Source organism: Streptomyces lavendulae subsp. lavendulae, from assembly GCF_002803845.1.
Classification (GTDB): domain Bacteria; phylum Actinomycetota; class Actinomycetes; order Streptomycetales; family Streptomycetaceae; genus Streptomyces; species Streptomyces lavendulae.
On the sequence record NZ_CP024985.1, the window covers coordinates 3,414,514 to 3,438,460 of the forward strand.

At 72.5% G+C, this 23,947-nt stretch carries 27 protein-coding genes; 16 read left to right on the forward strand and 11 right to left on the reverse strand.

All coding sequences use genetic code 11. The features are described 5' to 3' along the window. The first annotated feature begins 36 nt into the window (after nucleotides 1–36). From SLAV_RS14455 to SLAV_RS14480, 6 genes are all read left to right on the forward strand, one after another. Entirely contained in the window at nucleotides 37–1,317 is a 1,281-nt protein-coding gene (locus SLAV_RS14455) for an alanine racemase (protein WP_030226338.1), read from the forward strand. Between the two features lie 2 nt (nucleotides 1,318–1,319). Continuing rightward, nucleotides 1,320–2,912 (forward strand): N-acyl-D-amino-acid deacylase family protein, encoded by a 1,593-nt coding sequence (locus tag SLAV_RS14460; RefSeq protein WP_030226339.1) that lies wholly within the window; start codon nucleotides 1,320–1,322, stop codon nucleotides 2,910–2,912. After that, nucleotides 2,909–3,934 carry a YdcF family protein gene (locus tag SLAV_RS14465; RefSeq protein ID WP_030226342.1) on the forward strand — a complete coding sequence of 342 codons (1,026 nt, stop codon included), beginning with the start codon at nucleotides 2,909–2,911 and terminating at the stop codon, nucleotides 3,932–3,934. The genes SLAV_RS14460 and SLAV_RS14465 overlap by 4 nt, the downstream gene beginning before the upstream one ends. 103 nt (nucleotides 3,935–4,037) lie before the next feature. Then, complete coding sequence (locus SLAV_RS14470) at nucleotides 4,038–4,223, forward strand: hypothetical protein (protein ID WP_030226344.1); 186 nt, start codon at nucleotides 4,038–4,040, stop codon at nucleotides 4,221–4,223. Nucleotides 4,224–4,343: 120 nt separating this feature from the next. Beyond that, complete coding sequence (locus SLAV_RS14475) at nucleotides 4,344–4,856, forward strand: peptidylprolyl isomerase (RefSeq protein WP_030226346.1); 513 nt, start codon at nucleotides 4,344–4,346, stop codon at nucleotides 4,854–4,856. Nucleotides 4,857–4,943: 87 nt separating this feature from the next. Continuing rightward, nucleotides 4,944–5,396 carry a nitroreductase/quinone reductase family protein gene (locus tag SLAV_RS14480; RefSeq protein WP_100660883.1) on the forward strand — a complete coding sequence of 151 codons (453 nt, stop codon included), beginning with the start codon at nucleotides 4,944–4,946 and terminating at the stop codon, nucleotides 5,394–5,396. On the opposite strand, the gene SLAV_RS14485 is transcribed toward SLAV_RS14480, so the two are convergent. Further along, on the reverse strand, nucleotides 5,383–5,766 hold the full coding sequence (locus tag SLAV_RS14485; RefSeq protein ID WP_030226350.1) for a hypothetical protein: 384 nt from the start codon (nucleotides 5,764–5,766) through the stop codon (nucleotides 5,383–5,385). The two genes, SLAV_RS14480 and SLAV_RS14485, sit on opposite strands and share 14 nt — an antisense overlap. A gap of 52 nt (nucleotides 5,767–5,818) precedes the next feature. Beyond that, entirely contained in the window at nucleotides 5,819–6,568 is a 750-nt protein-coding gene (locus tag SLAV_RS14490) for a DUF4386 domain-containing protein (protein WP_030226351.1), read from the reverse strand. A 119-nt stretch (nucleotides 6,569–6,687) separates the two neighbouring features. On the opposite strand from SLAV_RS14490, the gene SLAV_RS14495 reads away from it, so the two are divergent. After that, nucleotides 6,688–7,434: a TetR/AcrR family transcriptional regulator gene (locus tag SLAV_RS14495; RefSeq protein ID WP_030226354.1), complete on the forward strand. Its 747-nt coding sequence runs from the start codon at nucleotides 6,688–6,690 to the stop codon at nucleotides 7,432–7,434. Nucleotides 7,435–7,597: 163 nt separating this feature from the next. After that, complete coding sequence (locus SLAV_RS14500; protein WP_030226357.1) at nucleotides 7,598–7,873, forward strand: hypothetical protein; 276 nt, start codon at nucleotides 7,598–7,600, stop codon at nucleotides 7,871–7,873. A 48-nt stretch (nucleotides 7,874–7,921) separates the two neighbouring features. On the opposite strand, the gene SLAV_RS14505 is transcribed toward SLAV_RS14500, so the two are convergent. The 4 genes from SLAV_RS14505 to SLAV_RS14515 all read right to left on the reverse strand — a co-directional run bounded on the left by SLAV_RS14505 (nucleotide 7,922) and on the right by SLAV_RS14515 (nucleotide 10,433). Then, on the reverse strand, nucleotides 7,922–8,485 hold the full coding sequence (locus SLAV_RS14505) for a GNAT family N-acetyltransferase (RefSeq protein WP_030226359.1): 564 nt from the start codon (nucleotides 8,483–8,485) through the stop codon (nucleotides 7,922–7,924). 36 nt (nucleotides 8,486–8,521) lie between these two features. Next, the gene (locus tag SLAV_RS41525; RefSeq protein ID WP_030226360.1) at nucleotides 8,522–8,998 is read right to left on the reverse strand and encodes a macro domain-containing protein; all 477 of its coding nucleotides are present in this window, start codon (nucleotides 8,996–8,998) and stop codon (nucleotides 8,522–8,524) included. A gap of 31 nt (nucleotides 8,999–9,029) precedes the next feature. Continuing rightward, on the reverse strand, nucleotides 9,030–9,191 hold the full coding sequence (locus SLAV_RS41015) for a hypothetical protein (RefSeq protein ID WP_158740471.1): 162 nt from the start codon (nucleotides 9,189–9,191) through the stop codon (nucleotides 9,030–9,032). A 252-nt stretch (nucleotides 9,192–9,443) separates the two neighbouring features. Beyond that, nucleotides 9,444–10,433: an NAD-dependent epimerase/dehydratase family protein gene (locus SLAV_RS14515; RefSeq protein ID WP_030226363.1), complete on the reverse strand. Its 990-nt coding sequence runs from the start codon at nucleotides 10,431–10,433 to the stop codon at nucleotides 9,444–9,446. Nucleotides 10,434–10,616: 183 nt separating this feature from the next. On the opposite strand from SLAV_RS14515, the gene SLAV_RS14520 reads away from it, so the two are divergent. After that, on the forward strand, nucleotides 10,617–11,174 hold the full coding sequence (locus SLAV_RS14520; protein ID WP_199922126.1) for a hypothetical protein: 558 nt from the start codon (nucleotides 10,617–10,619) through the stop codon (nucleotides 11,172–11,174). A gap of 1 nt (nucleotide 11,175) precedes the next feature. Here SLAV_RS14520 and SLAV_RS14525 read toward each other — a convergent pair whose 3' ends face one another. After that, the gene (locus SLAV_RS14525) at nucleotides 11,176–11,817 is read right to left on the reverse strand and encodes a CatB-related O-acetyltransferase (RefSeq protein ID WP_030226368.1); all 642 of its coding nucleotides are present in this window, start codon (nucleotides 11,815–11,817) and stop codon (nucleotides 11,176–11,178) included. Nucleotides 11,818–12,495: 678 nt separating this feature from the next. On the opposite strand from SLAV_RS14525, the gene SLAV_RS14530 reads away from it, so the two are divergent. Together SLAV_RS14530 and SLAV_RS14535 are read left to right on the forward strand one after the other, a co-directional pair. Further along, the gene (locus SLAV_RS14530) at nucleotides 12,496–13,707 is read left to right on the forward strand and encodes a pyridoxal phosphate-dependent aminotransferase (RefSeq protein WP_030241814.1); all 1,212 of its coding nucleotides are present in this window, start codon (nucleotides 12,496–12,498) and stop codon (nucleotides 13,705–13,707) included. 126 nt (nucleotides 13,708–13,833) lie between these two features. After that, nucleotides 13,834–14,235, forward strand: coding sequence for an SCO4983 family protein (locus tag SLAV_RS14535; RefSeq protein ID WP_030241817.1), 402 nt, complete (start codon nucleotides 13,834–13,836; stop codon nucleotides 14,233–14,235). Nucleotides 14,236–14,364: 129 nt separating this feature from the next. Here the strand turns inward: SLAV_RS14535 and SLAV_RS14540 are convergent, their stop codons facing one another. Both SLAV_RS14540 and SLAV_RS14545 read right to left on the reverse strand, forming a co-directional pair. Beyond that, nucleotides 14,365–15,039 (reverse strand): hypothetical protein, encoded by a 675-nt coding sequence (locus SLAV_RS14540; protein ID WP_030241820.1) that lies wholly within the window; start codon nucleotides 15,037–15,039, stop codon nucleotides 14,365–14,367. An 84-nt stretch (nucleotides 15,040–15,123) separates the two neighbouring features. After that, nucleotides 15,124–15,531, reverse strand: a complete 408-nt coding sequence (locus SLAV_RS14545) for a hypothetical protein (RefSeq protein WP_158741032.1) — start codon at nucleotides 15,529–15,531, stop codon at nucleotides 15,124–15,126. Between the two features lie 143 nt (nucleotides 15,532–15,674). Between SLAV_RS14545 and SLAV_RS14550 the strand changes: the two genes are divergently transcribed. The 4 genes from SLAV_RS14550 to SLAV_RS14565 are packed head-to-tail and all read left to right on the forward strand — an operon-like array spanning nucleotide 15,675 to nucleotide 20,245. Then, on the forward strand, nucleotides 15,675–16,775 hold the full coding sequence (locus SLAV_RS14550) for a substrate-binding domain-containing protein (protein ID WP_030241825.1): 1,101 nt from the start codon (nucleotides 15,675–15,677) through the stop codon (nucleotides 16,773–16,775). Then, nucleotides 16,772–17,956, forward strand: a complete 1,185-nt coding sequence (locus SLAV_RS14555; protein ID WP_030241826.1) for a toxic anion resistance protein — start codon at nucleotides 16,772–16,774, stop codon at nucleotides 17,954–17,956. Before SLAV_RS14550 ends, SLAV_RS14555 begins: the two co-directional genes overlap by 4 nt. Next, nucleotides 17,953–19,623: a substrate-binding and vWA domain-containing protein gene (locus SLAV_RS14560; RefSeq protein WP_234333980.1), complete on the forward strand. Its 1,671-nt coding sequence runs from the start codon at nucleotides 17,953–17,955 to the stop codon at nucleotides 19,621–19,623. Before SLAV_RS14555 ends, SLAV_RS14560 begins: the two co-directional genes overlap by 4 nt. After that, entirely contained in the window at nucleotides 19,610–20,245 is a 636-nt protein-coding gene (locus SLAV_RS14565; RefSeq protein ID WP_208754735.1) for a hypothetical protein, read from the forward strand. Before SLAV_RS14560 ends, SLAV_RS14565 begins: the two co-directional genes overlap by 14 nt. 69 nt (nucleotides 20,246–20,314) lie before the next feature. On the opposite strand, the gene SLAV_RS14570 is transcribed toward SLAV_RS14565, so the two are convergent. Next, nucleotides 20,315–22,156, reverse strand: a complete 1,842-nt coding sequence (locus SLAV_RS14570) for a phosphoenolpyruvate carboxykinase (GTP) (protein ID WP_030241834.1) — start codon at nucleotides 22,154–22,156, stop codon at nucleotides 20,315–20,317. 220 nt (nucleotides 22,157–22,376) lie between these two features. Between SLAV_RS14570 and trhA the strand changes: the two genes are divergently transcribed. Then, nucleotides 22,377–23,072 carry a PAQR family membrane homeostasis protein TrhA gene (gene trhA / locus SLAV_RS14575; RefSeq protein ID WP_030241837.1) on the forward strand — a complete coding sequence of 232 codons (696 nt, stop codon included), beginning with the start codon at nucleotides 22,377–22,379 and terminating at the stop codon, nucleotides 23,070–23,072. A gap of 12 nt (nucleotides 23,073–23,084) precedes the next feature. Here the strand turns inward: trhA and SLAV_RS14580 are convergent, their stop codons facing one another. Continuing rightward, on the reverse strand, nucleotides 23,085–23,849 hold the full coding sequence (locus SLAV_RS14580) for a hypothetical protein (protein WP_030241838.1): 765 nt from the start codon (nucleotides 23,847–23,849) through the stop codon (nucleotides 23,085–23,087). Nucleotides 23,850–23,947 lie beyond the last annotated feature (98 nt).

The following is a 23,947-nucleotide window of genomic DNA, read 5'->3' on the forward strand; positions in this document are numbered from 1 at the left end:
GTTGCGCATCACGCAACGATACGAGGAGGCACCCGCATGGCCAGCGACGCAGTCCGACGGCTCGCCGACGAACCGGTCGACCACCGGTTCAAGGGGCTCCCCCCGGACGCCCAGACCGCGGGCCTCACCGTCGGCGGACTCGCCACCCAGGCCCGCGGCCTGTACGACGGCGGATTCACCACCCCCGTCCTGACCCTGGACGCGGACGCCCTGGAGCACAACCTCACCGCCCTCGGCGAGTACGCCCGCCGCCACGACCTGGCCTTCGCGCCCCACGGCAAGACCTGCATGGCCCCGCAGCTCTTCGAGCGCCAGCTGGAACACGGCGCGTGGGGCATCACCGCCGCCGTCCCGCACCAGGCCCGCGTCTACCGCGCCTTCGGCATCGGGCGGATCTTCCTCGCCAACGAGCTCGTCGACCCCGCGGCCCTGCACTGGGTCGCCGACGAACTCGCCGCCGACCCCGGCTTCCGCTTCGTCTGCTACGTCGACTCCGTCCGCGGGGTCCAGCTCATGGACCGCGCCCTCCAGGGCCGCGGCGCCGTCGTCGACGTGGTCGTCGAACTCGGTGCCGGCGAGGGCGCCCGCACCGGCGCCCGCACCGACGAGGACTGCCGCGCCGTCGCCGACGCCGTCGCCGCCACCACCACCCTGCGCCTGACCGGCATCGCCGGCTACGAGGCCGAGGTGCCCGGCGCCGACCCGGACTCCGTCCACGCCTACCTGCGCCGCCTCACCGGCCTCGCCGTCGAGTTCGACAAGGCCGGACGGTTCGCCCCCGACCTGGAGGAGATCGTCGTCAGCGCGGGCGGCTCCGCCTGGTTCGACGCCGTCGCCGACGTCTTCGCCGCGATCCCGCCGCTGTCCCGCCCCGTACTGCGGCTGCTGCGCTCCGGCGCGTACGTCTCCCACGACCACGGCTGGTACACCCGGCTGACCCCCTTCAACCGGGTCCCCGAGGAGGGCGGCCTGCGCCCCGCCTTCCGGCTGTGGACCCAGGTCGTCTCCCGCCCCTCCCCCACCCAGGCCTTCGTCAACGCCGGCAAGCGCGACATCGCCTACGACCTCGGCCTGCCCGAGGCCGAACTGGTCCGTGACGCGCTCACCGGCGAGGAGCGCCCCGCCACCGGGATCCGCGTCGTCAAACTGTCCGACCAGCACGCCTGGCTGGAGACCGGCTCCGCCGACGACGTGCAGGTCGGCGACTGGGTGGCCCTCGGCATGTCGCACCCCTGCACCATCTTCGAGAAGTGGCCGCTGATCCCGCTGGTGCAGTCCGACGGCACCGTCACCGACTTCGTCCGCACCTTCTTCTGACGGTGGACCTCGTCATCCGCGGCGCCCGCGTCGCCGACGGCACCGGCGGACCCTCCTACACCGCCGACGTCGCCGTGCACGAGGGCCGCATCGCCGCGATCGGCAAGGTCCCGGGCGGCGGACGGCGCACGCTCGACGCCCGGGGGCTGGTCCTGGCCCCCGGGTTCGTCGACATGCACGCCCACAGCGACCTCGCGCTGCTGCGCGACCCCGACCACAGCGCGAAGGCCGCCCAGGGCGTCACCCTCGAAGTCCTGGGCCAGGACGGGCTCTCGTACGCCCCCGCCGACGAGCGGACCCTCACCGGGGTGCGCACCGCCATCGCCGGCTGGAACGGCACCGGCGAGGACGTCGACTTCGACTGGCGCACCGTCGGCGGCTACCTCGACCGCCTCGACCACGGCTTCGACGGACGGGGCATCGCCGTCAACGCCGCCTACCTCGTCCCCCAGGGCACCGTCCGCGCGTACGCCCTCGGCTGGGACGACCGTCCCGCCACCCCCGCCGAACTCGACCGGATGCGCTCCCTCGTCGCCGAGGGCCTGGAGCAGGGCGCCGTCGGTCTGTCCTCGGGGCTCACCTACACCCCCGGCATGTACGCCTCCGGGTCCGAACTCACCGAACTGTGCCGGGTCGTGGCCCGCTACGGTGGCTACTACTGCCCGCACCACCGCTCGTACGGCCGCGGCGCCCTCGACGCCTACGCCGAGATGCTCGACCTGACCCGCGAGGCCGGCTGCGCCCTCCACCTCGCCCACGCCACCATGAACTTCGCCGAGAACGAGGGCCGGGCCGGCGAACTGCTGGACCTCCTCGACACCGCCCTCGCCGGGGGCGCCGACCTCACGCTCGACAGCTACCCGTACACCCCCGGCTGCACCACCCTGGTCGCCCTGCTGCCGAGCTGGGCCAACGAGGGCGGCCCCGAGGCGGTCCTGGCCCGGCTGCGCGACGACGCCACCGCCGAGCGGATCCGCCACGCCCTGGAGGTGGAGGGCGCCGACGGCTGTCACGGGGTGCCGGTGGACTGGTCGGCGATCGAGGTGTCCGGCACCGCCTCGGCCGCCCTCGCCGGCCACGTCGGCACCCGCCTCGACGGCTGGGACACCGCCCGGCGGCTGCTGCTGGCGGACGGGCTCGGGCCGACCGTCCTGCAGCACGTCGGCCACGAGGACAACGTCCGCGCGATCATGCGCCACCGGGCCCACACCGGCGGCTCCGACGGCATCCTGCACGGCGCCAAGCCCCACCCCCGCGCGTACGGCACCTTCCCGCACTACCTCGGCCGCTACGTCCGCGAACTCGGCGTGCTCTCCCTGGAGGAATGCGTCGCCCACCTCTCCGGCCGCCCCGCGGCACGGCTGCGCCTGCCCGACCGGGGCCTGGTGCGCGAGGGGTTCCGGGCCGACCTTGTTCTCTTCGACCCGGAGACGGTCGCGGCCGGATCCACCTTCGAGGCACCGCGCGCACTGCCGCACGGCATCCCGCACGTACTGATCGGCGGCCTTCCCGTCATCCGCGACGGGCGCCGCACGGACGTCCTGGCGGGCCGCTCCGTGCGCCGGACTCCCGTTCACCGTCGGCCCATACGATGAACGCCATGGTCGCCGCCTTCGTCCTCCCCGCCCTCCTCTTCCTCGTCTTCTGCGTCAGCGCCTGGAAGGACCGCCGCCGCTTCCGCAACGCGGTCCTGCTCGGACTGACCTTCGTCTCCCTCTCGTTCGTGATGCTCCTGCAGCTGACGGCGCTGCCGCCGTGGGCCGCGCTGACCCTGTTCGCGCTCGTCTTCTTCGTGCCCGCGGTCGGCGTGGTGGCCCTCGGCGTCTTCCTCGTCCGCAACGGCGTGACCATGGTCCGCAAGGAGGGCGGCCGGCCGGCCAACCTGCTGTCCCTGCTGGCGGGACTCGGGATCTTCGCGATGATCGCCCTGCTGGTCGCGGTCGCCTGGACCGGCTCCAAGACCCTCGCCGGCATCGCGGCGACCCTCACCCTGGTCGTCGGCTACGTCTCCTTCATCTTCGTGTGCTTCTTCGGCTACGCCTTCCTCTACGGCCGCATCAAGGTGCGCGGCGACGTCGACCACGTGGTCATGCTGGGCTCCGGCCTGATCGGCGGCGAGCGGGTGCCGCCCCTGCTGGCCTCGCGCCTGCGCAAGGGCCAGGAGATCTACGCGGCCCAGATCGCCCGGGGCAGCCGCCCGCCGGTGCTGCTCCCCTCGGGCGGCAAGGGCACCGACGAGAAGGTCGCCGAGGCGCGGGCGATGGCGGACTGGCTGATCGCCGAGGGGGTTCCGGCGGAGCACATCGTGCTGGAGGACCGGTCCACCACCACCGAGGAGAACATGCTGTTCTCCCGGCAGATCATGGAGGCGGCCGACCCGGGCTACCGGTGCGTGGTCGTCACCAACAACTTCCACGCCTTCCGCGCCGCGATGATGGCCCGCAAGGCCGGGGTCAACGGACAGGTGCTGGGCTCGCCGACGGCGCGGTACTTCCTGCCCAGCGCGACGCTGCGCGAGTTCGTCGCGGTGTTCTGGGAGCACCGGGTGGTCAACCTGTGGATCTGCGGACTGCTGACCGCCCTCGGCGCCCTGGCCACCCTCACCGCCGCCGCCTGATCCGGGGCCTCGTCCGGGGCCCGGCACCGCGTCCCCGTCCCGACGTGCGTTCATGGGGCCGGGGCCGGAGTATGGGGGCCTGAGGGGGCACGAGGAGGTACCGATGGACAGTGAAGCGGACCAGCAGCCCACCCGGTCGGACCGGCTCTTCACGGGCGGGGAGCGACCGTACGACCCCGAGGACCTGGTGATGGCGACCGGGCAGGACGTGACACCGGAGCGGGTCGAGAAGGCGCGCCAACTGATGGAGAAGGAGGGGCCGCAGGTCATCGAGCGCTATCTGCCCTAGCGGCCGCTCGAAGCACCTGCCGACGGTCCGGCCCGGGGCCGCACCCCGGGCCGTGGTCCCCCGGTGACCCTCTGCGAAGCTGACAGGCACGTTTCAGCGCCGGAAGGGACCGGAACCGCCATGCCACAGGTGAAGCTGACCACCAGCCTCGGCACCATCGTCATCGACCTCCACGAGGAGCAGGCCCCGGCATCGGTGGCCAACTTCCTCGGCTACGTGGAGAGCGGCCACTACGACGGCACCGTCTTCCACCGGGTGATCCCCGGCTTCATGAACCAGGGCGGCGGCTTCACCGCCGACATGCGCCAGAAGCCCACCCGGGAGCCGGTCCGCAACGAGGCGGACAACGGGCTGAAGAACACCCGGTACGCGGTGGCGATGGCCCGGACCAGCGTGCCGCACTCGGCGACCTCGCAGTTCTTCGTGAACACCGCCGACAACCCGGCCCTGGACCACACGGCCCCGACGCCCGCCGGGTACGGGTACGCGGTCTTCGGCGTGGTCAGCGACGGCCGGGACGTGGTCGACTCCATCGCCGCCGTCCGCACCGGCCGGGCGGGCGGGCACGGAGACGTGCCGCTGGTTCCCGTCGTGATCGAGCGGGCCGCCGTGGTGGTGGCGGACTCGGACTGACCGCCCGGGCCCGGTGCGCGGGCGGTGCGCCGCATCCAGAACCGACGGGGGTCGTTAGCCGTCCGGGGGCCGCGCCACGGAGGTCAGATGAACAGCGTCGTCGTCACCGTCGACTGGGACCGCCCCACGGACCCGCACCCCGGACCGCGCCTGGACCACGTCCGGACGTATGTCGCGAGCGAGGGTGCCGACGGCCACCTGTGGCACGGCGTCCCCACCCTGCTGCTCACCACCCTCGACCGGGCGACCGGCCGTACGGTGCGTACGCCGCTGATCTACGGGCGGGACGCCGGCCGCCACCTGGTGGTGGCCGTCGGCTCGGGCGGCCCCCGCCACCCGGCCTGGTACCGCAACCTCACCGCCCACCCGGAGGTCCGCCTCCAGGTGGGCGCCGACGTCTTCCCGGCCCGGGCACGTACGGCGACGGCGCTGGAGCGGGAAACGTACTGGGAGGCCATGACGGCCCTGTGGCCGCCGTTCGACGACTACCGGGAGGCGTCCCGGCCGCGGGAGGTCCCGCTGGTGATCATCGAGGCATGAGGCGGAGGCTGGGGCGCTCGGTGGTGAACTTCACCGAGCGGACCTTCATGTCGTCCGTGGCGCGCTGGCCCTCGGGCTTCAGGACCTCCGTGGGGCTGTCCTCGTTGCAGTCGGCGCCGAGGTAGAGGATCACGTAGGAGTCGGTGGAGTTCTGCGGACCGTAGCCGGCCGGGATCTCGTCGGCGCCGGCGCCGAAGAGGTTGACGCACGTGTCGTTGGCCGGGTTGCTGAGGGCGCCCTCGCGCACCTGCCCGTCCTCCTCCTTGTACGTGTAGTGGAACTCGCCTTCGGCGGCGAAGGCCGAGCCGGACATCGACAGCGTGAGCGCGAGGGCGCCGAGGGTGGCGGCGACGGCGTTGCGGAGCTTCATGCGGGGAGTGATCCCTTCTCGAAGATGATCAAGTGGGACTGCGGGGCCGACCCTAGGAGGCCCGCGCGGGGCGAATCGATCCTGCACGGACCGCCGATCCGGCGTGTCCGGCACGATCACCCCTTCGGCCGTCCGCGGCGGACTGTTCGTGGGGTCCGAACCCCCTGGCGATCAGCCATCCGGCGAACCCCAGCTCCCAGGCGAACACCGGGAGCGCGGCGAGGGAGCCGGGCACCGAGAGCTGCGCGTAGAGCCCGAACATCACGGCGACGGCCGAAGCGCAGATCAGCGGCCCCCCGACCAGCCCGAGCAGGGCGAGCGGGCGGGGCACGAGCCGCGCCCGGTAGGCCAGCCAGGCGAGCAGGACGGTGTTCGCCCCGAGGGCGATGTTCGGCCCGAGCAGGAACGTCCAGTCGTGGACGGCCACCAACGCGGCGTCGGCCGCGCCGCCCGCCGCGCCCGCGGACACCCGCCGCAGGGTGACGAGCCCCAGCACGGCGACGATCCCGACGGCGATGAGGGCCGCCTCCAGCAGCCTCCCGCAGACGTACCCCAGCGCCATCCCCTCGCCGCGCCGCCGCAGCACGGGGAACAGCGCCGCCCCGGTACCGGTCACCGCCGCCACCAGGACGAGCTCGCACAGGGCCCCGAGCAGCGCCCTCGTGTCGGCGCCCGGCGCGAGCCGGCCCTCCGCCGCGCCCAGCAGCGGGCGGTACAGCACGGCCCCCGCGATCGCGGCGACCTCGGTCAGCAGGAACAGCACCCCGGCGGCCACCGCGGTTCTCCGGTCCGGACCCCTCATCGATTCCCCTTCCCCGGTGTACGCCGTACACCTGTTGATGGGTGTACGCCGTACACCTGTCGCTGACCATAGGTGTACGGCGTACACTCGTCAAGGCCGAACGAGGGAAGGGGCCTGGAATGACACGGCAGGAAGCCACGCAGCGCGCCACGCAGCGATCCACGCAACGGACGCCCCTGAACAGGGAGCGCGTCCTGCGGGCCGCCGTCGCGCTGGCCGACACCACCGGCATCGACGCGCTCAGCATGCGCAGGCTCGCGCAGGAGCTCGACGTCGTGCCGATGGCGCTCTACAAGCACGTGGCCAACAAGGAGGAGTTGCTCGACGGCATGACCGACGCCGTCGTCGGCGAGATCGACCCGCCGGGCGCGGGCCCCGACTGGCGGCACGTGGTCCGCGCCCGGATCCTCTCGGCCCGGCGGGTCCTGCTGCGCCACCCCTGGGCGGCCCGGGTCATCGAGTCACGGACCGGGCCGACCCCGGCGGTGCTGGAGTACCTGGACTCGACGGCGGGGATCTTCCGGGAGGGCGGCCTCTCCGCCGACCTCACGCACCACGTCATGCACGCGATGGGCAGCCGGCTGCTGGGCTTCAGCCAGGAACTGTTCGCCACGCCGGGGTCGGGGGGGTCGGGGGAGTCGGCGGATCCTGCGGGGTCGGCGGATTCCGTGGCGGCGTCCGGCCCGCCGGACCCGGGGCTCGCGGAGCGCTACCCGTACATCGCGGAGCTGGCGGCCGCGTCGCACGACGGGGACTCCGTCGTCGGCGGCGGCTGCGACGACCAGTTCGAGTTCGAGTTCGCGCTGGACCTCCTCCTCGACGGCTTCGAGAGGCTCCGCGACCAGGGCTGGACGTCCGCGCGGTGAGCGCGGGTGCGTGTGGCGGGGAGCTGTTCTAGCGTCGAAGGGGGGAAGGGAGCGCGAGGGAGCGCGCGGGGGAACCCTCGCATCCGCCCGTTCCCGACCTTCCTCCGCGGATCCGGGACACCCGGTTCCCCGGCCGCGCGATTCCGGAGAGCAGGTGCCTCCCATGCGCACGTCGACCCGTATCGCCGCCGTCCTCACCGGCCTCACCCTCAGCCTCGGCGGCGCCGCCCTGGCCGCCCCCACCGCGCACGCGGACATCCCGGCCTGCACGAGCACGGTCGAGATGTCCGGCGTCACGGTCACCGACGCCGTCAGGGCCGCGTGCGCCCGTGGCGTGGTCAACGACCTGGCGGGATGCGTGAACGGGCTGACCGCGGCCGGCGTCGCCGGCGGCGCCGCGAACGGCGCCTGCCGTCAGGCGGCGCACGAGCCGCGGTAGCCGCTGGAGCGGCGGTAGCCGCGTCGGCCGCCCCGAGCGCGCTCCGCCCTACGGAGCGGCCGGCACCGCGACCGCCACCGCCGTGTAGGTCCGGCCCGCGACGACGTACTCCCCGAGCGGGGTCATCCCGAAGGCATCGACGTGCACCTTCCACGAAGGGGCGTTCCCGGCTTCGATGAAGGCCACCAGCAGCTCGGCCCGCCCCACCGCCGCGTCGAGCGCCGTCCCGAACAGCCCCCGGGCCACCCCGTGTCCACGGAACGCGGCGTCGACCACGACCGGCCCGTACAGCAGCCACGGGACCCCGCCGAGCGGGCGGCCCTGCCAGTCGAGGCCGTCCTGCGCGTGCAGCAGTCCGAGTACCGCGGCCGGCGGATCGCCCATGTCCCGGGCCACCGACAGCGCGAGCAGGCCGGCGATCCGCCCCTGCCCGGCATCGGCGACCAACAGCTCCCGGTCCCGGGCCATCCCGCGCAGGGTCTCGGCCCCGAAGGCCCCCTGCACGAAGCCCTGGCCGGCCCGCTGCTCCTCGGTCAGGGCGTCGTGGTGGTTGGCGGCGAACAGCCCGGCGAGGGCGGGCGCGTCGGCTTCGACGGCGTATCGGTAGCGCATGACCCCGATGCTGCCACGGGGGTACCGGTGCGGGGCTCAACTCCGGTCGTAGACCGTCACCTCCACGTCCTTGGCGCACAGGTTGTCGCTGATCAGCGGTTCGATACGGGACCACTTGCCGCCGGCGAGCCCGCAGCCTATCCGGGGCATGTGGACGCCGGCCCCCAACTCGACGGCGTGGTCGGCCAGGGCCGCGAGGCAGCGCGCGACGGCGTCGTACCGGATCGGCGGCCCGCCGCTGCCGGTCCGGATCCCGCGCTGGCCGACCATGTTGGCCACCCACACGTCGGGCCGTACCCGCACCACCTGCACGGCCCCGAGCCCGAAGTCGTTCCCGCTCCTGCCCCGGTGCCAGGCCCGGAACTCGGCCTCCGGCTCCGGCCACCGCCGCGACACGGCGACCACGAAGCCCTTGCCCCAGCCCCCGATGTCGTTGCAGACGTGGGCGATCAGCTTCGGACCTTTGGCCTGCGGACTCGTGGCATCTCCGGCGATGATCCTGAGCGGCTTCATGCCTCCACGCTAGGCGGTGGCACCGACAGCCTCACTGGATGCTCCAGCGGTGCGGGTGGCGGGGGTCCGACGCGCAGGCGAAGACGTTGAGTTCGCCCCAGCGGCCCACGACGGCCTCGGTGGGCGTGGAGGACACCCCGACGCCGGGGACCCGGTCCTCCAGCGGCCGCCAACCGGCGCTTGCGCCGGCCACAGCATCGGCCCGACTGACGGAACTGTCCCCCACCCCCGGGTCGCCGGGCCTCGGATGCAGCCGGGTGGTCGTCCCCCGGTGGGCGGTGGGCGGTGCACCCTTGGTCGGGATCGGGGGAGGGCCGGGGGCGGCCAGACCGCCCGACACGGCGACGAGAGCGTCCGGCGGACGCCCTGCGCGTCAGATCGCTACGCGCTTCACTCGGCTTGGCGTCCGGCGGCCGTCTGGGGCTGGGAATGGCGGGCTGGAGGCTTACGGAGTGAGGGAGTTCAGGAGGGCGCGTTCGCGGGCGGCGCTCAGGCCCGCTCGGCGCGGCCGGGTCAGGCCTGCTTCCCGCTCCCAGCGCAGGGTGTCCTTCAGCAGGTCGGCCCGGGGGCGGTGGTGGAGGCCGGCCGCGATCGCTGCTGCTCCGCTGCGGGCTCCGAAGCCGGCCCATTCCCGGTCGGGCATCCACATGGCCAGTGATTCCGGCCCCATGAACCGCTCCACGCCCTGCGCGAGCAGCCAGTCGGGGTCGGCCTGCACGACCGGACCGGTATGCCCGCCCACTTCCCGGGACAGGGCGACCCACTCGGCGAAGGGGACGACCGGGCCCACCGCGTCGTAGGTGCCGGTCGTGCCGTTCTCGGCGCAGTCCAGCAGCCAGGCCGCGAGGTCCCGGGCGTCGATCGCCTGCGTCAGGAGGTCCGGGGAGTCCGGGACCAGGAGGGGCGCCAGCGGGTCGCGGGCGGCGCGGGCCACCCAGTAGCCGGTGCGGCCGCTCCCGTCGCCGGGACCGCCGATCAGCCCGGCCCGCGCGATCAGCAGCCGGTCCCCCACCGCGGTCGTGGAGGCCTCCTCGCAGGCCACCTTCGCCTCCCCGTACAGCTCACGGCCGACCTCGGCCTCCTCGGCCGCCGGAAGCAGCGTGGTCGACTCGTCCGCGCCCGGCCGCCCGTGATCGGCGTACGCGCTGACCGACGACACGTACGACCAGTGCCGGGCGCGGCCGCCGAGGGCCGCCAGCGCGTCGCGCACGAAGCCGGGCTGCCAGGACACTTCCACCACCGCGTCCCAGTCGCGGCCCGCCAGGGCCTCGTACGCCGTGGGGTCGCGCCGGTCGGCGGCCACCAGGCGCGCGCCCTCGGCCACCCCGCCGCTCTCCCCGCGGGCCAGGCAGGTCACCTGGTGCCCCCGCCCGTATGCCTGCCGCGAGATCTCGCGGCCCACCCATGCCGTTCCACCCAGTACCAAGATCTCCATCGGCCCACTGGACCACGGCCCGCGGGTCCGGTGCAGGCCCCTTCGCCCAGAGCGGAGCGCCCCGTGTGGTGGGCCTCACGGTCTTGGGTGGTGGACGCGGATTGACGGAGAAGAGCCTTTAGGTAAGCCTTACCTTGCCTCACGCGGCAGCTGGTGCCGTGGCTTTTTTTCCGGAGTCCGCTCATGTCGTCCCCTGCCGTCAGACTTCCCGCACGCCCTGTCCGCCTGTTCGATTCCTGGTGGACGGTGGCGGCGGGAGCGCTGTGCGCGATGGTCGTGCTGGCGGGCGGCCTGTGGTTCTCGCTCCACGTGCAGACCGACGAGACGCTGCATTCCGCCGTGCTCTTCGCGCACCTCGCCTCCCTCGTGCTCGGCTTCGGAGCGGTCCTGTCGGCCGACTACTACGGGCTCCTCTGGGCCACCGGGCGCTGCACCCTCGCCGAGGTGATCGGCGCGACCGCGCGGCTGCACGTGCCCATCTGGGCCGGCCTCGGGGGGCTCGTGGCGAGCGGCATGATGCTGCACCCCGACGTGCACTCCCCGCTGACCCTCACGAAGCTCGGGCTGGTCGCCGCACTCACCCTCAACGGGCTCCAGGCGGGCCTGCTGGGCCGTCGCATGGAGGAGGCGTCCCAGCCGGTCGGCGGCCGGCTCCTGCTCTGGGGCGGCGCGACCGCCCTCGTGTCGCAGGCGTGCTGGTGGGGCTCCGTCGTCATCGGCTTCCTCAACACCAACAGCTGATTCAGCGCGGTGCGACCGCTTCCAGCTCGTCGACGGTGCCGGACATGATGACGCGGACGTGCGCGGTGATGTGCTCGACCGGCCAGTCCCACCAGGCCACCCCCAGCAGGCGGGCGACGTCGGCCTCGTCGTGGCGCGTGCGGATGAGGCGCGCCGGGTTCCCGCCGACGATGCCGTAGTCGGGAACGTCGTCGACGACGACGGCCCCCGAACCGATGACCGCCCCGTGACCGATGCGCACCCCGGGCATCACCGTCGTGTCGTACCCGAACCAGACGTCGTTGCCGACCACGGTGTCCCCCCGGCCGGGCAGCCCGGTGAGCAGGTCGAAGTGCGCGGCCCAGGACCCGCCCATGATGGGGAACGGGAAGGTCGAGGGCCCGTCCATCCGGTGGTTGGCGCCGTTCATGATGAACCGGACCCCGGTGCCGAGGGCGCAGAACTTCCCGATCACCAGCTTCTCCGGCCCGTAGTGGTAGAGCACGTTGCGGGTCTCGAAGGCGGTCGGATCGTCCGGATCGTCGTAGTACGAGTACTCCCCGACCTCGATCAGCGCGGACGTCACGAGCGGCTTGAGCAGCACCACGCGCGGCTGATCGGGAAACGGGTGCAACACCGTCGGATCCGCAGGCAACAGGTTCATGGTGGAAACCAAGCTAGTTGATGCCTATGTCCAGCCCCAGACGGCCGCCGGACGCCAAGCCGAGTGAAGCGCGTAGCGATCCGATGCGCAGGGCGTCCGCCGGACGCTCTCGTCGCCGTGTCGGGCGGTCTGGCCGCCCCCGGCCCGGAATCCGATGAAAGTGGGCCCGCATCTCGGGTCCACCCAGACGGGGACGGCGTGGACGTCTCTGAGACACCCCCATCCGCTCGGTTTCCTCCCGGCCGTTTCCCTGGGGGCTTCCCGACAGTCTTTGGCATTCCGTGGCGGGACGGTCGGTCAAGGGTGGCCGAAGGCCATCGCGAAGCGACGCGACGAAGGAGCGCCCTTGAGGGACCGGCCCGACACGGAAGGACAGTGGACTGGCGGGACGCCCCCAGCCCTCCCCCGATCCCGACCAAGGGTGCACCGCCCACCGCCCACCCCCGACCCCGCCCAACACCCCCCACCCCCCACCCCCCACCCCCCAAGTGACGAGCGCAACACCCCCCCGCCCCGACCCGGCACCCACTCATTCCGCAGGTCACGGTGGCGGCGGGCCGCCGTTTCAAAGGGTGGACGGGGTTGCCACCCACCCATCGCGCGAAACGGGGCATTTCATCCACCATGTTCAGCCGAAATGACCAGGCGGCCGGTCCCCGGGGCCCGTAAGCTCCCGTCATGCAGGTGATCCAGTCAACGAAACTCGCCAATGTCTGCTACGAGATCCGCGGCCCCGTCCTCGAAGAGGCGATGCGGCTCGAAGCTGCAGGTCATCGCATCCTCAAGCTCAACACCGGCAACCCCGCGGCCTTCGGCTTCGAGTGCCCGCCGGAGATCCTTGAGGACATGCTCCGCAACCTGGGCAACGCCCACGGCTACGGGGACGCGAAGGGGCTGCTGTCGGCGCGCCGCGCGGTCATGCAGCACTACCAGACCAAGGGCATCGAGCTGGACGTCGAGGACATCTACCTCGGCAACGGCGTCTCCGAGCTGATCCAGATGTCGATGCAGGCGCTGCTCGACGACGGCGACGAGGTGCTGGTCCCGGCACCGGACTACCCGCTGTGGACCGCCTCCGTCAGCCTGGCCGGCGGTACCGCCGTGCACTACCGCTGCGACGAGCAGTCCGACTGGATGCCCGACCTCGCCGACATCGAGCGCAAGATCACCGACCGCACCCGTGCCATCGTGATCATCAACCCGAACAACCCGACCGGCGCCGTCTACGACGACGAGATGCTCCGCGGGCTGACGGACATCGCGCGCCGCCACAACCTGGTCGTCTGCTCCGACGAGATCTACGACCGGATCCTGTACGACGGCACCACCCACACCAACACCGCCGCGATCGCCCCCGACCTGCTGACGCTGACCTTCAACGGGCTGTCGAAGAACTACCGCGTCGCGGGCTACCGGGCCGGCTGGATGGCCGTCTGCGGCCCGAAGAAGCAGGCCGCCTCGTACATCGAGGGCCTGACGATCCTCGCCAACATGCGCCTGTGCGCGAACATGCCCTCGCAGCACGCCGTCGCCACCGCGCTCGGCGGCCGGCAGTCGATCGAGGACCTGGTGCTGCCGGGCGGCCGGATCCTGGAGCAGCGCAACGTCGCGTACGACCTGCTCACCCAGATCCCGGGCGTCACCTGCGTGAAGCCGAAGGGTGCGCTCTACGCCTTCCCGCGGCTCGACCCGTCGGTCTACAAGATCAAGGACGACCGGCAGATGGTCCTCGACCTGCTGCGCGCCGAGAAGATCATGGTCGTGCACGGCACGGGCTTCAACTGGCCCGAGCCCGATCACTTCCGCATCGTGACGCTGCCCAACGCGAAGGACCTCGCGGACGCGGTCACCCGGATCGGCAACTTCCTGGACGGCTACAGCCAGCCCTGAGCAGGCGGGGCGCACCCGGCGGAACCCCACCCGGGGGCCGTTCCAGTCGCACTCCACCAGGATTCAACTCAACTTTAGACCGGTTCCAATGTAGGATGGTCTCCTGACCCAGCAGGAGGCCTCCTCATGTACGAGCCGATCCGCACGAAGCCGGTCGTCCACCATCGCGAGGGCGGCCACCACGGCGCATCCGACTACCCGCGCCGCAGCCGCGGCGAGGAGCTGGACATCCAGCTCGCCGGGCACCTGTCGGCCCTGCTCACCCTGACCGACGAGCTCGGGCTCGACGAGGCCGCCGAGCAGATCGCCGCCCAGGTGACCCGGCTGCGCGGGGTCCGCCCGGCCCGCGCCGCGGGACGCTCGGACGAGGACCCGGCGGCGCTGCACCGCCGCGCCCACGACCTCGCCGCCCGCGCCCTCCTCGTCGCCGCGTCCCGCGCCGACACCGCCGCCGCGATCCTCGCCGCCGAGCGCATGGACGCGCACGCCGCCGCCCTCGACTCCGTCGACCTGGCCGGCGCCCACTGACGGCCCCGGTCCGGGGCCGCGGAGGCTCCGGACCGGGTGCCACGAACCTACGACGGGCCCGCACCGCGCACACGCGCGGTGCGGGCCCGTCGTTTCGGTGCTCGTCGCCCGGGCCGCCGGCCGGTCGGTTCAGCCGGTCCCGCGGAGGTTCCAGGTCGTCAGTTCGCCTTCGATCAGCCCGTAGGTGCCGTCGTCGTAATGGGTCGCGGTGACCTTCAGGACGGCGATCGGAGACTTCTCGTTCACCAGGCAGACGCTGTCGCCCTCGGCCACGACGACCTCGGAGCGGGACTGCGTGGCCAGGAGGTCCCGGCAGCCCTGCGGTGTCGGCGCCGAGGCGTCCGTCCAGAGGGCGGCGGTGCCCTTGACCGTCATCGAGCTGGACCCGCTGCGGGCGGCCGCCGGGCGGTAGCCGAAAGTGGAGCCGTCGCCCCTCCGGGGCGGGTTCTGGGTCAGGTCGACCCCTTCCAGGCCGAGGACGATCTTGCCCGACCAGCGGACGGAGGCCGGGGCCGCACCCGTGCCGGTGCCCGTACCCGCACTCGATCCCGCACCCGCACCCGCACCCGGAGTCGAAGCGGCCTGCGGAGCCGGGAGGGTGACCGCGGTGGGGGGTGGAACGGCCGCAGGGGAGGGCGAGTTGTTGGAGAAGGCGGCGATGGCGCTCGCCACACCTGCGATGGCGCTCACCACGGCGGCCCCGGCCGCCCAGAGCTTGGCCCGGGAAGGTCCCGCGGGAGCCGGCGGTACGGCCGCCGGCGGTACGGGCGGTGGCGAGGCCGGCTGCTGCAACGGGTCCGACATGTTTCCCCCTGGTCTCCCTCAACGACCCCGAGACGATAGCAATCACGGGGCAAGGGGAGGAACACGATCCGGCCCGCCCGCGGCTCAGCGGGGCGGGGGCGCCGACGCCGCGCCGGCGATGCCGCACCAGGGGGTCGTGGACGGGGGCCAGACCGGGCCGATGGCCTCCGCCTGGGCCGGGGCGGCCGGGGTGAGGCCCGGCACGGCGATCAGGGCGCGGGCCGTGCGGGCGCCGGGGGCGGGGGGTTCGCGGTCGCGGAACTCGACGGTGACCACGTACGAGCCCGTGCCCCGCGCCTCCACCGCCGCCACCACGCGCCGGCTCGCCGGGTCGACGCGGCAGGCGGTGACCCGTACGTCCGGCGGGGGCGGGGTCGCCGCGGGGCCGTCGCCGCCGCTGGCCCATACGTAGAGGCCCAGGGGGGCGAACACCAGCAGGCCCGCCACTCCCACCAGGCCGACGAGCCAGCCCTGCCACTTCAACGCGCTCACGCCCATGGCACGATCCTCCTCGGCCCCCGCCCGGCCCACCAGCACCCACGGGCCCACACAGCATTTCGAAGTGGGACCGCCTGGCCACCCGGCGTTCACCGGACGCGCCGCGGAATGTGGGTTTCCGCGAGCACGCTGCACCCGTGAGACGCATCCTGGGAATCGCTCTGGCGGTCCTCCTGATCGGCGGCGTGATCGCCGTCATCGTCATCGGGGGCCAAGGGCCAGACCACACGCCAACGAAGAGCGTGCGCGGCGTCATCGGGTCGGAGAAGTCCGAGTTCTTCCGCGACCCCGACGTCACCAAGGCCCTCGCGGCCAAGGGCTACACCGTGAAGACCGAAACATCGGGTTCCTGGGCCATGGACCAGCTCGCCCTCAAGGAGTACGACTTCGCCTTCCCCAGCAGCAGTGAGCCGGCGCAGGAGATCGAGACCGCCGCCGGGGTCAAGGGCGCACAGACCACCAAGCCCTTCTTCTCCCCGCTCGTCGTGATCGCCCGCGCCAACGCGGCCAAGGTGCTCGCCGACAACGGGCTCGTGAGGATGTCGGGGAAGAACTCCGGCACCCTGCTGATGGGGCCCTACCTCAAGGCCGCCGAGGAGGACCGCAACTGGCAGCAGCTGACGGGGGCGAACGCCTTCACCGAGCTGGCCGGACGGGTCTTCATCAAGACCACCGACCCCGCCACCTCCAACTCCGGCGCCCTGTTCATCGCCGCCACCTCCAACGTCGCCAACAGCGGCACCGTCGTCTCCGACGACGCCGGCATCGCCCGTACCGCTCCCCTGCTCCGCAAGCTGATCTCGGTCCAGGGGGCGCTGGAGCCCAGCACCGACGACCCCTTCCGGGCGTTCATCAGCGGCAGCGGCGAACCGCTGATCCTCGCCTACGAGTCCCAGGTGGCCTCGCTCCTGATCCAGAAGCAGGCCACCGGGGAGGCCGCCGACATGGTCGTGCTGTACCCGGACACCACCGTCAACTCCCCGCACACCTTCGTACCGATCAGCGAGAAGGCCAGGGAGCTCGGCACCCTCCTCGCCACCGATCCGAAGCTGCGCGAGCTGGCCGTACGCCACGGCTTCCGCCCGCAGGAGGGCGTCGCCGAGTTCACCGCCGCCACCGCGCCGTACCCGGGCTACCTCAATCCCGGGCTGACCGGGATCCGCCAGGTCGGCGCACCGACCGTCAAGGTCCTGATGGCGCTGGCCGCACGCGCCAAGGGGCAGGGGGACACGCCATGACACCGACACCGCCCGAGGACGCCCCGCTCATCCTCACCGCACCGGAGCCCGTCGCCCCCGTCCGCCGGGAGCAGGCCTCCGGGCTGGTCCCGCTGGAGGACGGGGTACGGGAGGAGATGAACCGCCGGGCCGGGGAGTACGTGGGACAGCTCGCCGGGATCGACGTCCGCTCGCCCGAGTTCGCCACCCGGATCGGCGAGATCGCCGCGCTGGGGTCGTCCGACATGCGCGAGGCCTCCCAGCAGTCGAACCGGATGCTGGACCGGGCCGTGCGCTCGCTGGGCACCGGGGGCGGCGACGCGCAGGACCGGGTCGCCGGCTCGCTCGTCGAGCTGCGGCGCACCGTCGAGGACCTCGATCCGCGGGACGCGCCCGCCAAGGGGGCGCGCCGGCTGCTCGCGAAGCTGCCCGGCGGGAACCGGCTGCGCGACCACGTGGCCCGGTACGCCTCCTCGCAGGCCACCCTCAACCGGATCGTCGGCGCGCTGCGCGGCGGTCAGGACGAGCTGCGCCGCGACAACGCCGCCCTGCACACCGAACGGGCCCGCCTGTGGGAGACCATGGGCCGGCTCCAGGAGTACGCGGTGCTCACGGAGGCGCTGGACGGCGCCGTCGGGCAGCGGATCGCCGAGGCGGAGCGGACGGATCCGCAGGCGGCGGACGCGATGCGCGCGGACGTGCTGTTCCCGGTGCGGCAGAAGCACCAGGACCTGCTGACGCAGCTGGCGGTCTGCGCCCAGGGCTATCTGGCGATGGACGTGGTGCGCCGCAACAACGACGAGCTGATCAAGGGCGTCGACCGGGCCGCGACGACCACGGTGTCGGCGCTGCGGATCGCGGTGATGCTGGCCTCGGCGCTGGACCACCAGCGCAAGGTGGTCGAGCAGGTCAACGCGCTGAAGGGGACCACGGAGGAGCTGATCCGGGGGAACGCGCAGATGCTGGCCACCCAGAGCGGGGAGATCCAGCGGATCGCGGCGGACCCGGCGGTGGGGGCGGAGACGCTGCGGACGGCGTTCGCGCAGATCTACGAGACCCTCGACGCGATCGACTCCTTCAAGGTGCAGGCCACGGAGAACATGGCGGCCACGGTGGAGTCCCTGACGGGCGAGCTGCGGTCGGCCTCGGCCCACCTGGCCCGGACGCGGACCGCGGGCGCGCTGGAAGGCGGGGAGCGATGAGCCCGCGTACGGCGCGCACGCGCGCGCGGCTGATGGCGGCCGTGGCCCTGGCCGCGACCCTGCTGGGGGCCGCCGGCTGCACCTCCGACGGCCCGTCGGCGGCTTCCGGCGGTTCGGGGGCGTCGGGATCCTCGGGATCCTCGGGATCCTCGGGCGGCGGGCCCAAGCAGCAGGAGTACAAGGAGGGCAGGCTGCGGGTGCTGGCCTCCAGTGAGCTCACCGACATGGAGCCGGTGCTGAAGGCGGCGAAGGCCGCGACCGGAGTCTCGGTCGACTTCACCTGGTCGGGAACGCTGGACGCGGCGGAGCAGGTGGCCTCGGGCAAGGCCGACGGCCGGTACGACGCGATCTGGCTGTCGTCCAACGACTACCTGCGGCTGCGCCCGGAAGCGGCGTCGAAGCTGGCCAACGAGACGCCGGTGATGTCCTCGCCGGTGGCCGTCGGGGTGAAGCCGCAGGCGCTGGCCCGGCTGGGCTGGAAGCCGCAGGAGGTGACCTGGTCGGCGGTCGAGGAGGCCGTCGCCGCCGGGAAGCTGACGTACGGGATGACGGACCCGGTGCACTCCAACTCCGGTTTCTCCGCACTGGTGTCGGTGGCCTCGGGCCTGTCGGGCGCACAGTCGGCGCTGACCGACGCCGACGTGCGCACGGCGCAGCCGCGGCTGCGGGAGTTCTTCAAGGGGCAGAAGCTGACCTCGGGTTCCTCGGGCTGGCTGGTGACGGCGTACGCGAAGCGCGGCGACGTGGACGCGCTGGTCAACTACGAGTCGGTGCTGCTGTCGATGAACGACCGGGCGAAGGAGCCGCTGACGGTGATCCGGCCGAAGGACGGGGTGGTGACGGCGCACTATCCGCTGACGCTGCTGACCTCGGCCCCGGCCGGTGCGCGCGAGTCGGGCCGGCTGCTGACGGAGTACCTGCGCGGTGACGCCGCGCAGAAGGCCATCACGGAGAAGACCTTCCGGCGGCCGGTGGCTGCCGGGGTGGCCCCGGCGGCCGGGCTGGACGGGGAGCGGCGGCGCGAGCTTCCGTTCCCGGGCTCGCGGTCGGTGGCGGACGGTCTGCTGGCCTCGTACGAGAACGAGCTGCGCCGGCCGTCGCGCACGGTGTACGTGCTGGACACCTCGGGTTCGATGGCGGAGCAGGATCGGATCGGCCGGCTGAAGTCGGCGCTCACCGACCTTACGGGGAGCGGGAGTTCGGGGACGGGCGAGCGGTTCAGGGACCGCGAGGAGGTGACTCTGCTGCCCTTCGGTGACAAGGTGAAGCAGGTGCTGACGCACGTCGTCGAACCGGGGAATCCCGGGCCGGCCCTGGAGGCGATCCGGGGTGACGTGGGGTCCCTCCGACCGGAGGGGGGCACGGCCGTGTACGGGAGTCTGAAGGCCGCGTACCAGCACCTGGGGCAGGGGAACGCCGATGCGTTCACCTCGATCGTGCTCATGACGGACGGGCAGAGCGGGGACAAGGTGCAGGACTTCGATTCCTTCTACGCGGGGCTGCCGGAAGGGCAGAAGCACACTCCGGTCTTCGCGGTGCTGTTCGGGGACTCGGACCGCAAGGAGCTCACGCACATCACGGAGCTGACCGGCGGCCGTCTCTTCGACGCCACCGACGGGAACGGTTCGCTGGACGGGGCCTTCGAGGAGATCCGTGGCTACCAGTAGGGCGTCCGGGGGCGCGGGGGCCGGGTCCAGGGTGCTCGGGTACCTGGAGTCGCGCAAGAACCTGGCGGGCAGCGCCGGCGGGCTGCTCGGGCTGGGGCTGACGCTGGCCGGGGCGGCGGGTGCGTACTGGCCGGCGGTGGTCGCGGGCCTGTACGCGGCGGGCGCGCTGATCGCTCCGCCGGAGCGGGCGGACACCCCGTACTTCCCTGATCCGGCGGAGCAGTTGGGCGTCGTACGGGAGGACCTGGGCCGGCTGCGGGAGTACGTGGCGGAGGTGGAGCTGCCGCCGGCCGCCGAGGGCAAGCTGAGCGAGCTGCTGGACCTGTACGCGGCGCTGCTCGATCCGGGCTGGGTGGCGGACGTGCTGGCCACGGAGCCGGAGGCGGTGCACACGCTGTCGCGGGCGATCCGGCTGGACGTGCCGGAGTGCGTGGACACGTACAACCGGACCCGCTGGTGGACCCGGCTGACGCCGGGCGGGGAATCACCGGAGCGGCACCTGGAGCGGCAGCTGTCGGTGCTGTTCGAGGAGGCGGAACGCGTGACGGCGGGCCTCCACGATGTGGAGGCCCGCCGTCAGCAGACGCACACGACCTATTTGGAAGGTCGCAGGGAGTCCTAGGTCGGGGAATCCCGCGTCAGCCCTCGGCCGGGGACAGCCGGCCTCGGTTCTTGGGGGTGGTGCCGGGGACTAGCCCAGGCGCTCGACGAGCGCGTGGTACTGGTCCCACAGCTCCTTGGGGGTGTGGTCGCCGTAGGTGTTCAGGTGCTCGGGGACCAGGGCGGCCTCCTCGCGCCAGACCTCCTTGTCGACCGTGAGGAGGAAGTCGAGGTCCTCGGCCGGGAGGTCGAGGCCGTCCAGGTCGAGGGAGTCCTTGGTCGGCAGGACGCCGATGGGGGTCTCCACGCCCTCGGCAGTGCCGTCGAGGCGGCCGACGATCCACTTCAGGACGCGGCTGTTCTCGCCGAAGCCGGGCCACACGAACTTGCCCGCGTCGTTCTTGCGGAACCAGTTCACGTAGTAGATCTTCGGGAGCTTGGTCTGGTCCTTGTCGGCCGCGACCTTGACCCAGTGGGCCATGTAGTCGCCCATGTTGTAGCCGCAGAAGGGCAGCATGGCGAAGGGGTCGCGGCGCAGCTCGCCGACCTTGCCCTCGGCGGCGGCGGTCTTCTCGGAGGCGATGTTCGAACCGATGAAGACGCCGTGGTTCCAGTCGAAGGACTCGGTGACCAGCGGGACCGCGGAGGCGCGGCGGCCGCCGAAGAGGATCGCGGAGATCGGGACGCCCTTGGGGTCCTCCCACTCGGGGGCGATCGTCGGGCACTGCGAGGCCGGGACGGCGAAGCGGGCGTTGGGGTGCGCGGCCGGGGTCCCGGACTCCGGGGTCCAGGCGTTGCCCTTCCAGTCGATCAGGTGCGCGGGCGCCTCTTCGGTCATGCCCTCCCACCAGACGTCGGAGCCGTCGGGGGTGAGCGCGACGTTGGTGAAGACGGTGTTGGCGTACATGGTCTTCATGGCGTTGGCGTTGGTGTGCTCGCCGGTGCCGGGGGCGACGCCGAAGAAGCCGGCCTCGGGGTTGATCGCGTAGAGGCGGCCGTCCTCGCCGAAGCGCATCCAGGCGATGTCGTCGCCGATGGTCTCGACCGTCCAGCCGGGGATCGTGGGCTCCAGCATGGCGAGGTTGGTCTTGCCGCAGGCCGACGGGAACGCCGCCGCCACGTACTTCGCCTCGCCCTCGCCCTGCGGCGGGGTGAGCTTGAGCACGAGCATGTGCTCGGCGAGCCAGCCCTCGTCACGCGCCATGACGGAGGCGATGCGCAGCGCGTAGCACTTCTTGCCGAGCAGGGCGTTGCCGCCGTAGCCGGAGCCGAAGGACCAGATCTCGCGGGTCTCGGGGAAGTGCGAGATGTACTTGGTGGTGTTGCACGGCCACGGCACGTCCTCCTGGCCCTCGGCGAGCGGAGCGCCGAGGGTGTGGACGGCCTTGACGAAGAAGCCGTCGGTGCCGAGCTCGTCGAGGACGGCCTTGCCCATGCGGGTCATGGTGCGCATGGCGACCGCGACGTAGGCGGAGTCGGTGATCTCGACGCCGATCGCGGAGAGCTCGGAGCCGAGGGGGCCCATGCAGAAGGGGACGACGTACATCGTGCGGCCCTTCATGGAGCCGCGGAATATGCCCTGCTCGCCCGAGAAGATCTCCTTCATCTCGGAAGGAGCCTTCCAGTGGTTCGTCGGGCCCGCGTCCTCGGCCTTCTCGGAGCAGATGAAGGTCCGGTCCTCGACGCGCGCGACGTCGGAGGGGTCGGAGGCGGCGTAGTAGGAGTTCGGGCGCTTGGCCTCGTCCAGCTTCTTGAACGTTCCCTTGGAGACGAGCTCCTCGCACAGGCGCTCGTACTCGGCCTCGGAGCCGTCGCACCAGACGACGCGGTCCGGCTGGGTGAGGGCTGCGATCTCGTCCACCCAGGAGACGAGCTCCGCATGCTGGGTGGGGACGGTCGATCCGGAAGTGGGAGCCGCGTTGTCGCGCGCCACGATTGCTCCTTGTTGAGGGGTTTGTTTGGTGTTGGCCCCGTGGGGGCTGCGACCCGGATGCTTCGCGCTCCGCTCATCCGGTGTCGACCGCACTCATCTGATCATCCGGTGGATGTGCGCATATGTCCAGAGGGCCTCTCACGTGAGCATCGACACGTCCGTCAATCTTCCGTAAAGAGGGCTGACCGAAACTTACGGACCCGTAGGTAGCATGTCGCTCATGACTTCTGACGCCGCCGCCGTAGCGGCCTCACCGGCAGCGCCGGGGGTGGAGACCGAGGCCAAGCCGCTGATGCGCGGCTGGCTGCACACCGGAATGTTCCCCGCCGTGGTGATCGCGGGCCTGGTGCTGATGGCCTTCACCGACTCCACCCGGGCACGCGTGGCCTGCGGCGTGTACGTCCTCACGGCCTGCCTGCTCTTCGGCGTCAGCGCCGTCTACCACCGCGGCACCTGGGGGCCGCGCGGCGAAGCGATCCTGCGCCGCCTCGACCACGCCAACATCTTCCTGATCATCGCGGGCACCTACACCCCGCTCACCGTCCTGCTGCTGCCGGCCTCCACCGGGCGGACCCTGCTGTGGGCGGTGTGGATCGCGGCGGCGGCCGGGATCGCCTTCCGCGTCTTCTGGGTCGGCGCCCCGCGCTGGCTCTACACCCCCTGCTACATCGCGATGGGCTGGGCCGCGGTCTTCTTCCTGCCCGACTTCCTGCACACCGGCGGCATCGCGGTCCTGGTACTGGTGATCGTGGGCGGCCTGCTCTACAGCGTGGGCGGTGTGATCTACGGCATCAAGCGGCCCAACCCCTCCCCGCGCTTCTTCGGTTTCCACGAGGTCTTCCACTCCCTGACGCTGGCGGCCTTCGTGGCCCACTACGTCGGCATCTCCCTGGCCGCCTACTCGCACCGGGGCTGACGGCGCGGAGGGTCAGCGCAGCAGCTCGCGGGCGAGGGCGGTCAGTACGGCCCGGGTCTTCGTGTCGCCCGCCTGCGGCGGGGTGAGGCCCCGGTCGCGCAGGCCCTGCCCGAGCAGGTCCTGGACCCGGGGCGCATCGGCGGCGTCCGCGCGGACCGACACCTCCAGGAACCGCAGTCCGCCGTCGGTGGTCCACTCCTCGATCGCCACGGATCCGGGCAGCCCGTCCCAGTCCTGCTTCCACTTGACGGCGTGCACGGGGCCCAGCGCCGTCAGGGCGTCGAGGTCCTCCCCGTCCGCGTCGGCCGCCTCCAGCAGTTCCAGCTGCGGCTTGGTGACCAGGTCGCCCAGGGAGCCCCGCTCGGCGTCGAGGGCCTCGTCGAACTTCCGGTCGACCTCCAGCGAGGCCGCCAGGACCGCGGCGAAGTCGGGCCCGGCCCGGTCCTCCTCGATCCGGTACTCCCAGTTCTCCTCCTCGCGCTCCTCCTGCCAGGGCCCCGGGAGCGGGGTGCACGGGCGCAGCTTGACCGTCAGGTCCGCCTTGTGTTTGGAGCCGGGTCCGGCCTCGTCCCGGCGCAGGCGCAGGATGAGCCCGTGCTTCAGCAGGGGGAGCCCGATCGCGCCGTCGGCCGACTTCACCGGCCGGTCCCAGAAGTGGACGACCCGGGCGCGGCCCTCCTCGCGGTCCAGCTCCAGCGCGTCGAACGCGGTCCCGGCCTCCGCTCCGACGAAGCTGATCTTGAGTTCTGCGGCCGTGGCCGTCGGGAGCTGCTTCATGGTGCCGTTATCGCACGGCGGACCGGGACCCGCATTCCGGGCGACGGGCCCGCCCCGCCCCCGTACCGGGCGGGTACGGGGGCGGGGCGGGCGGGCGA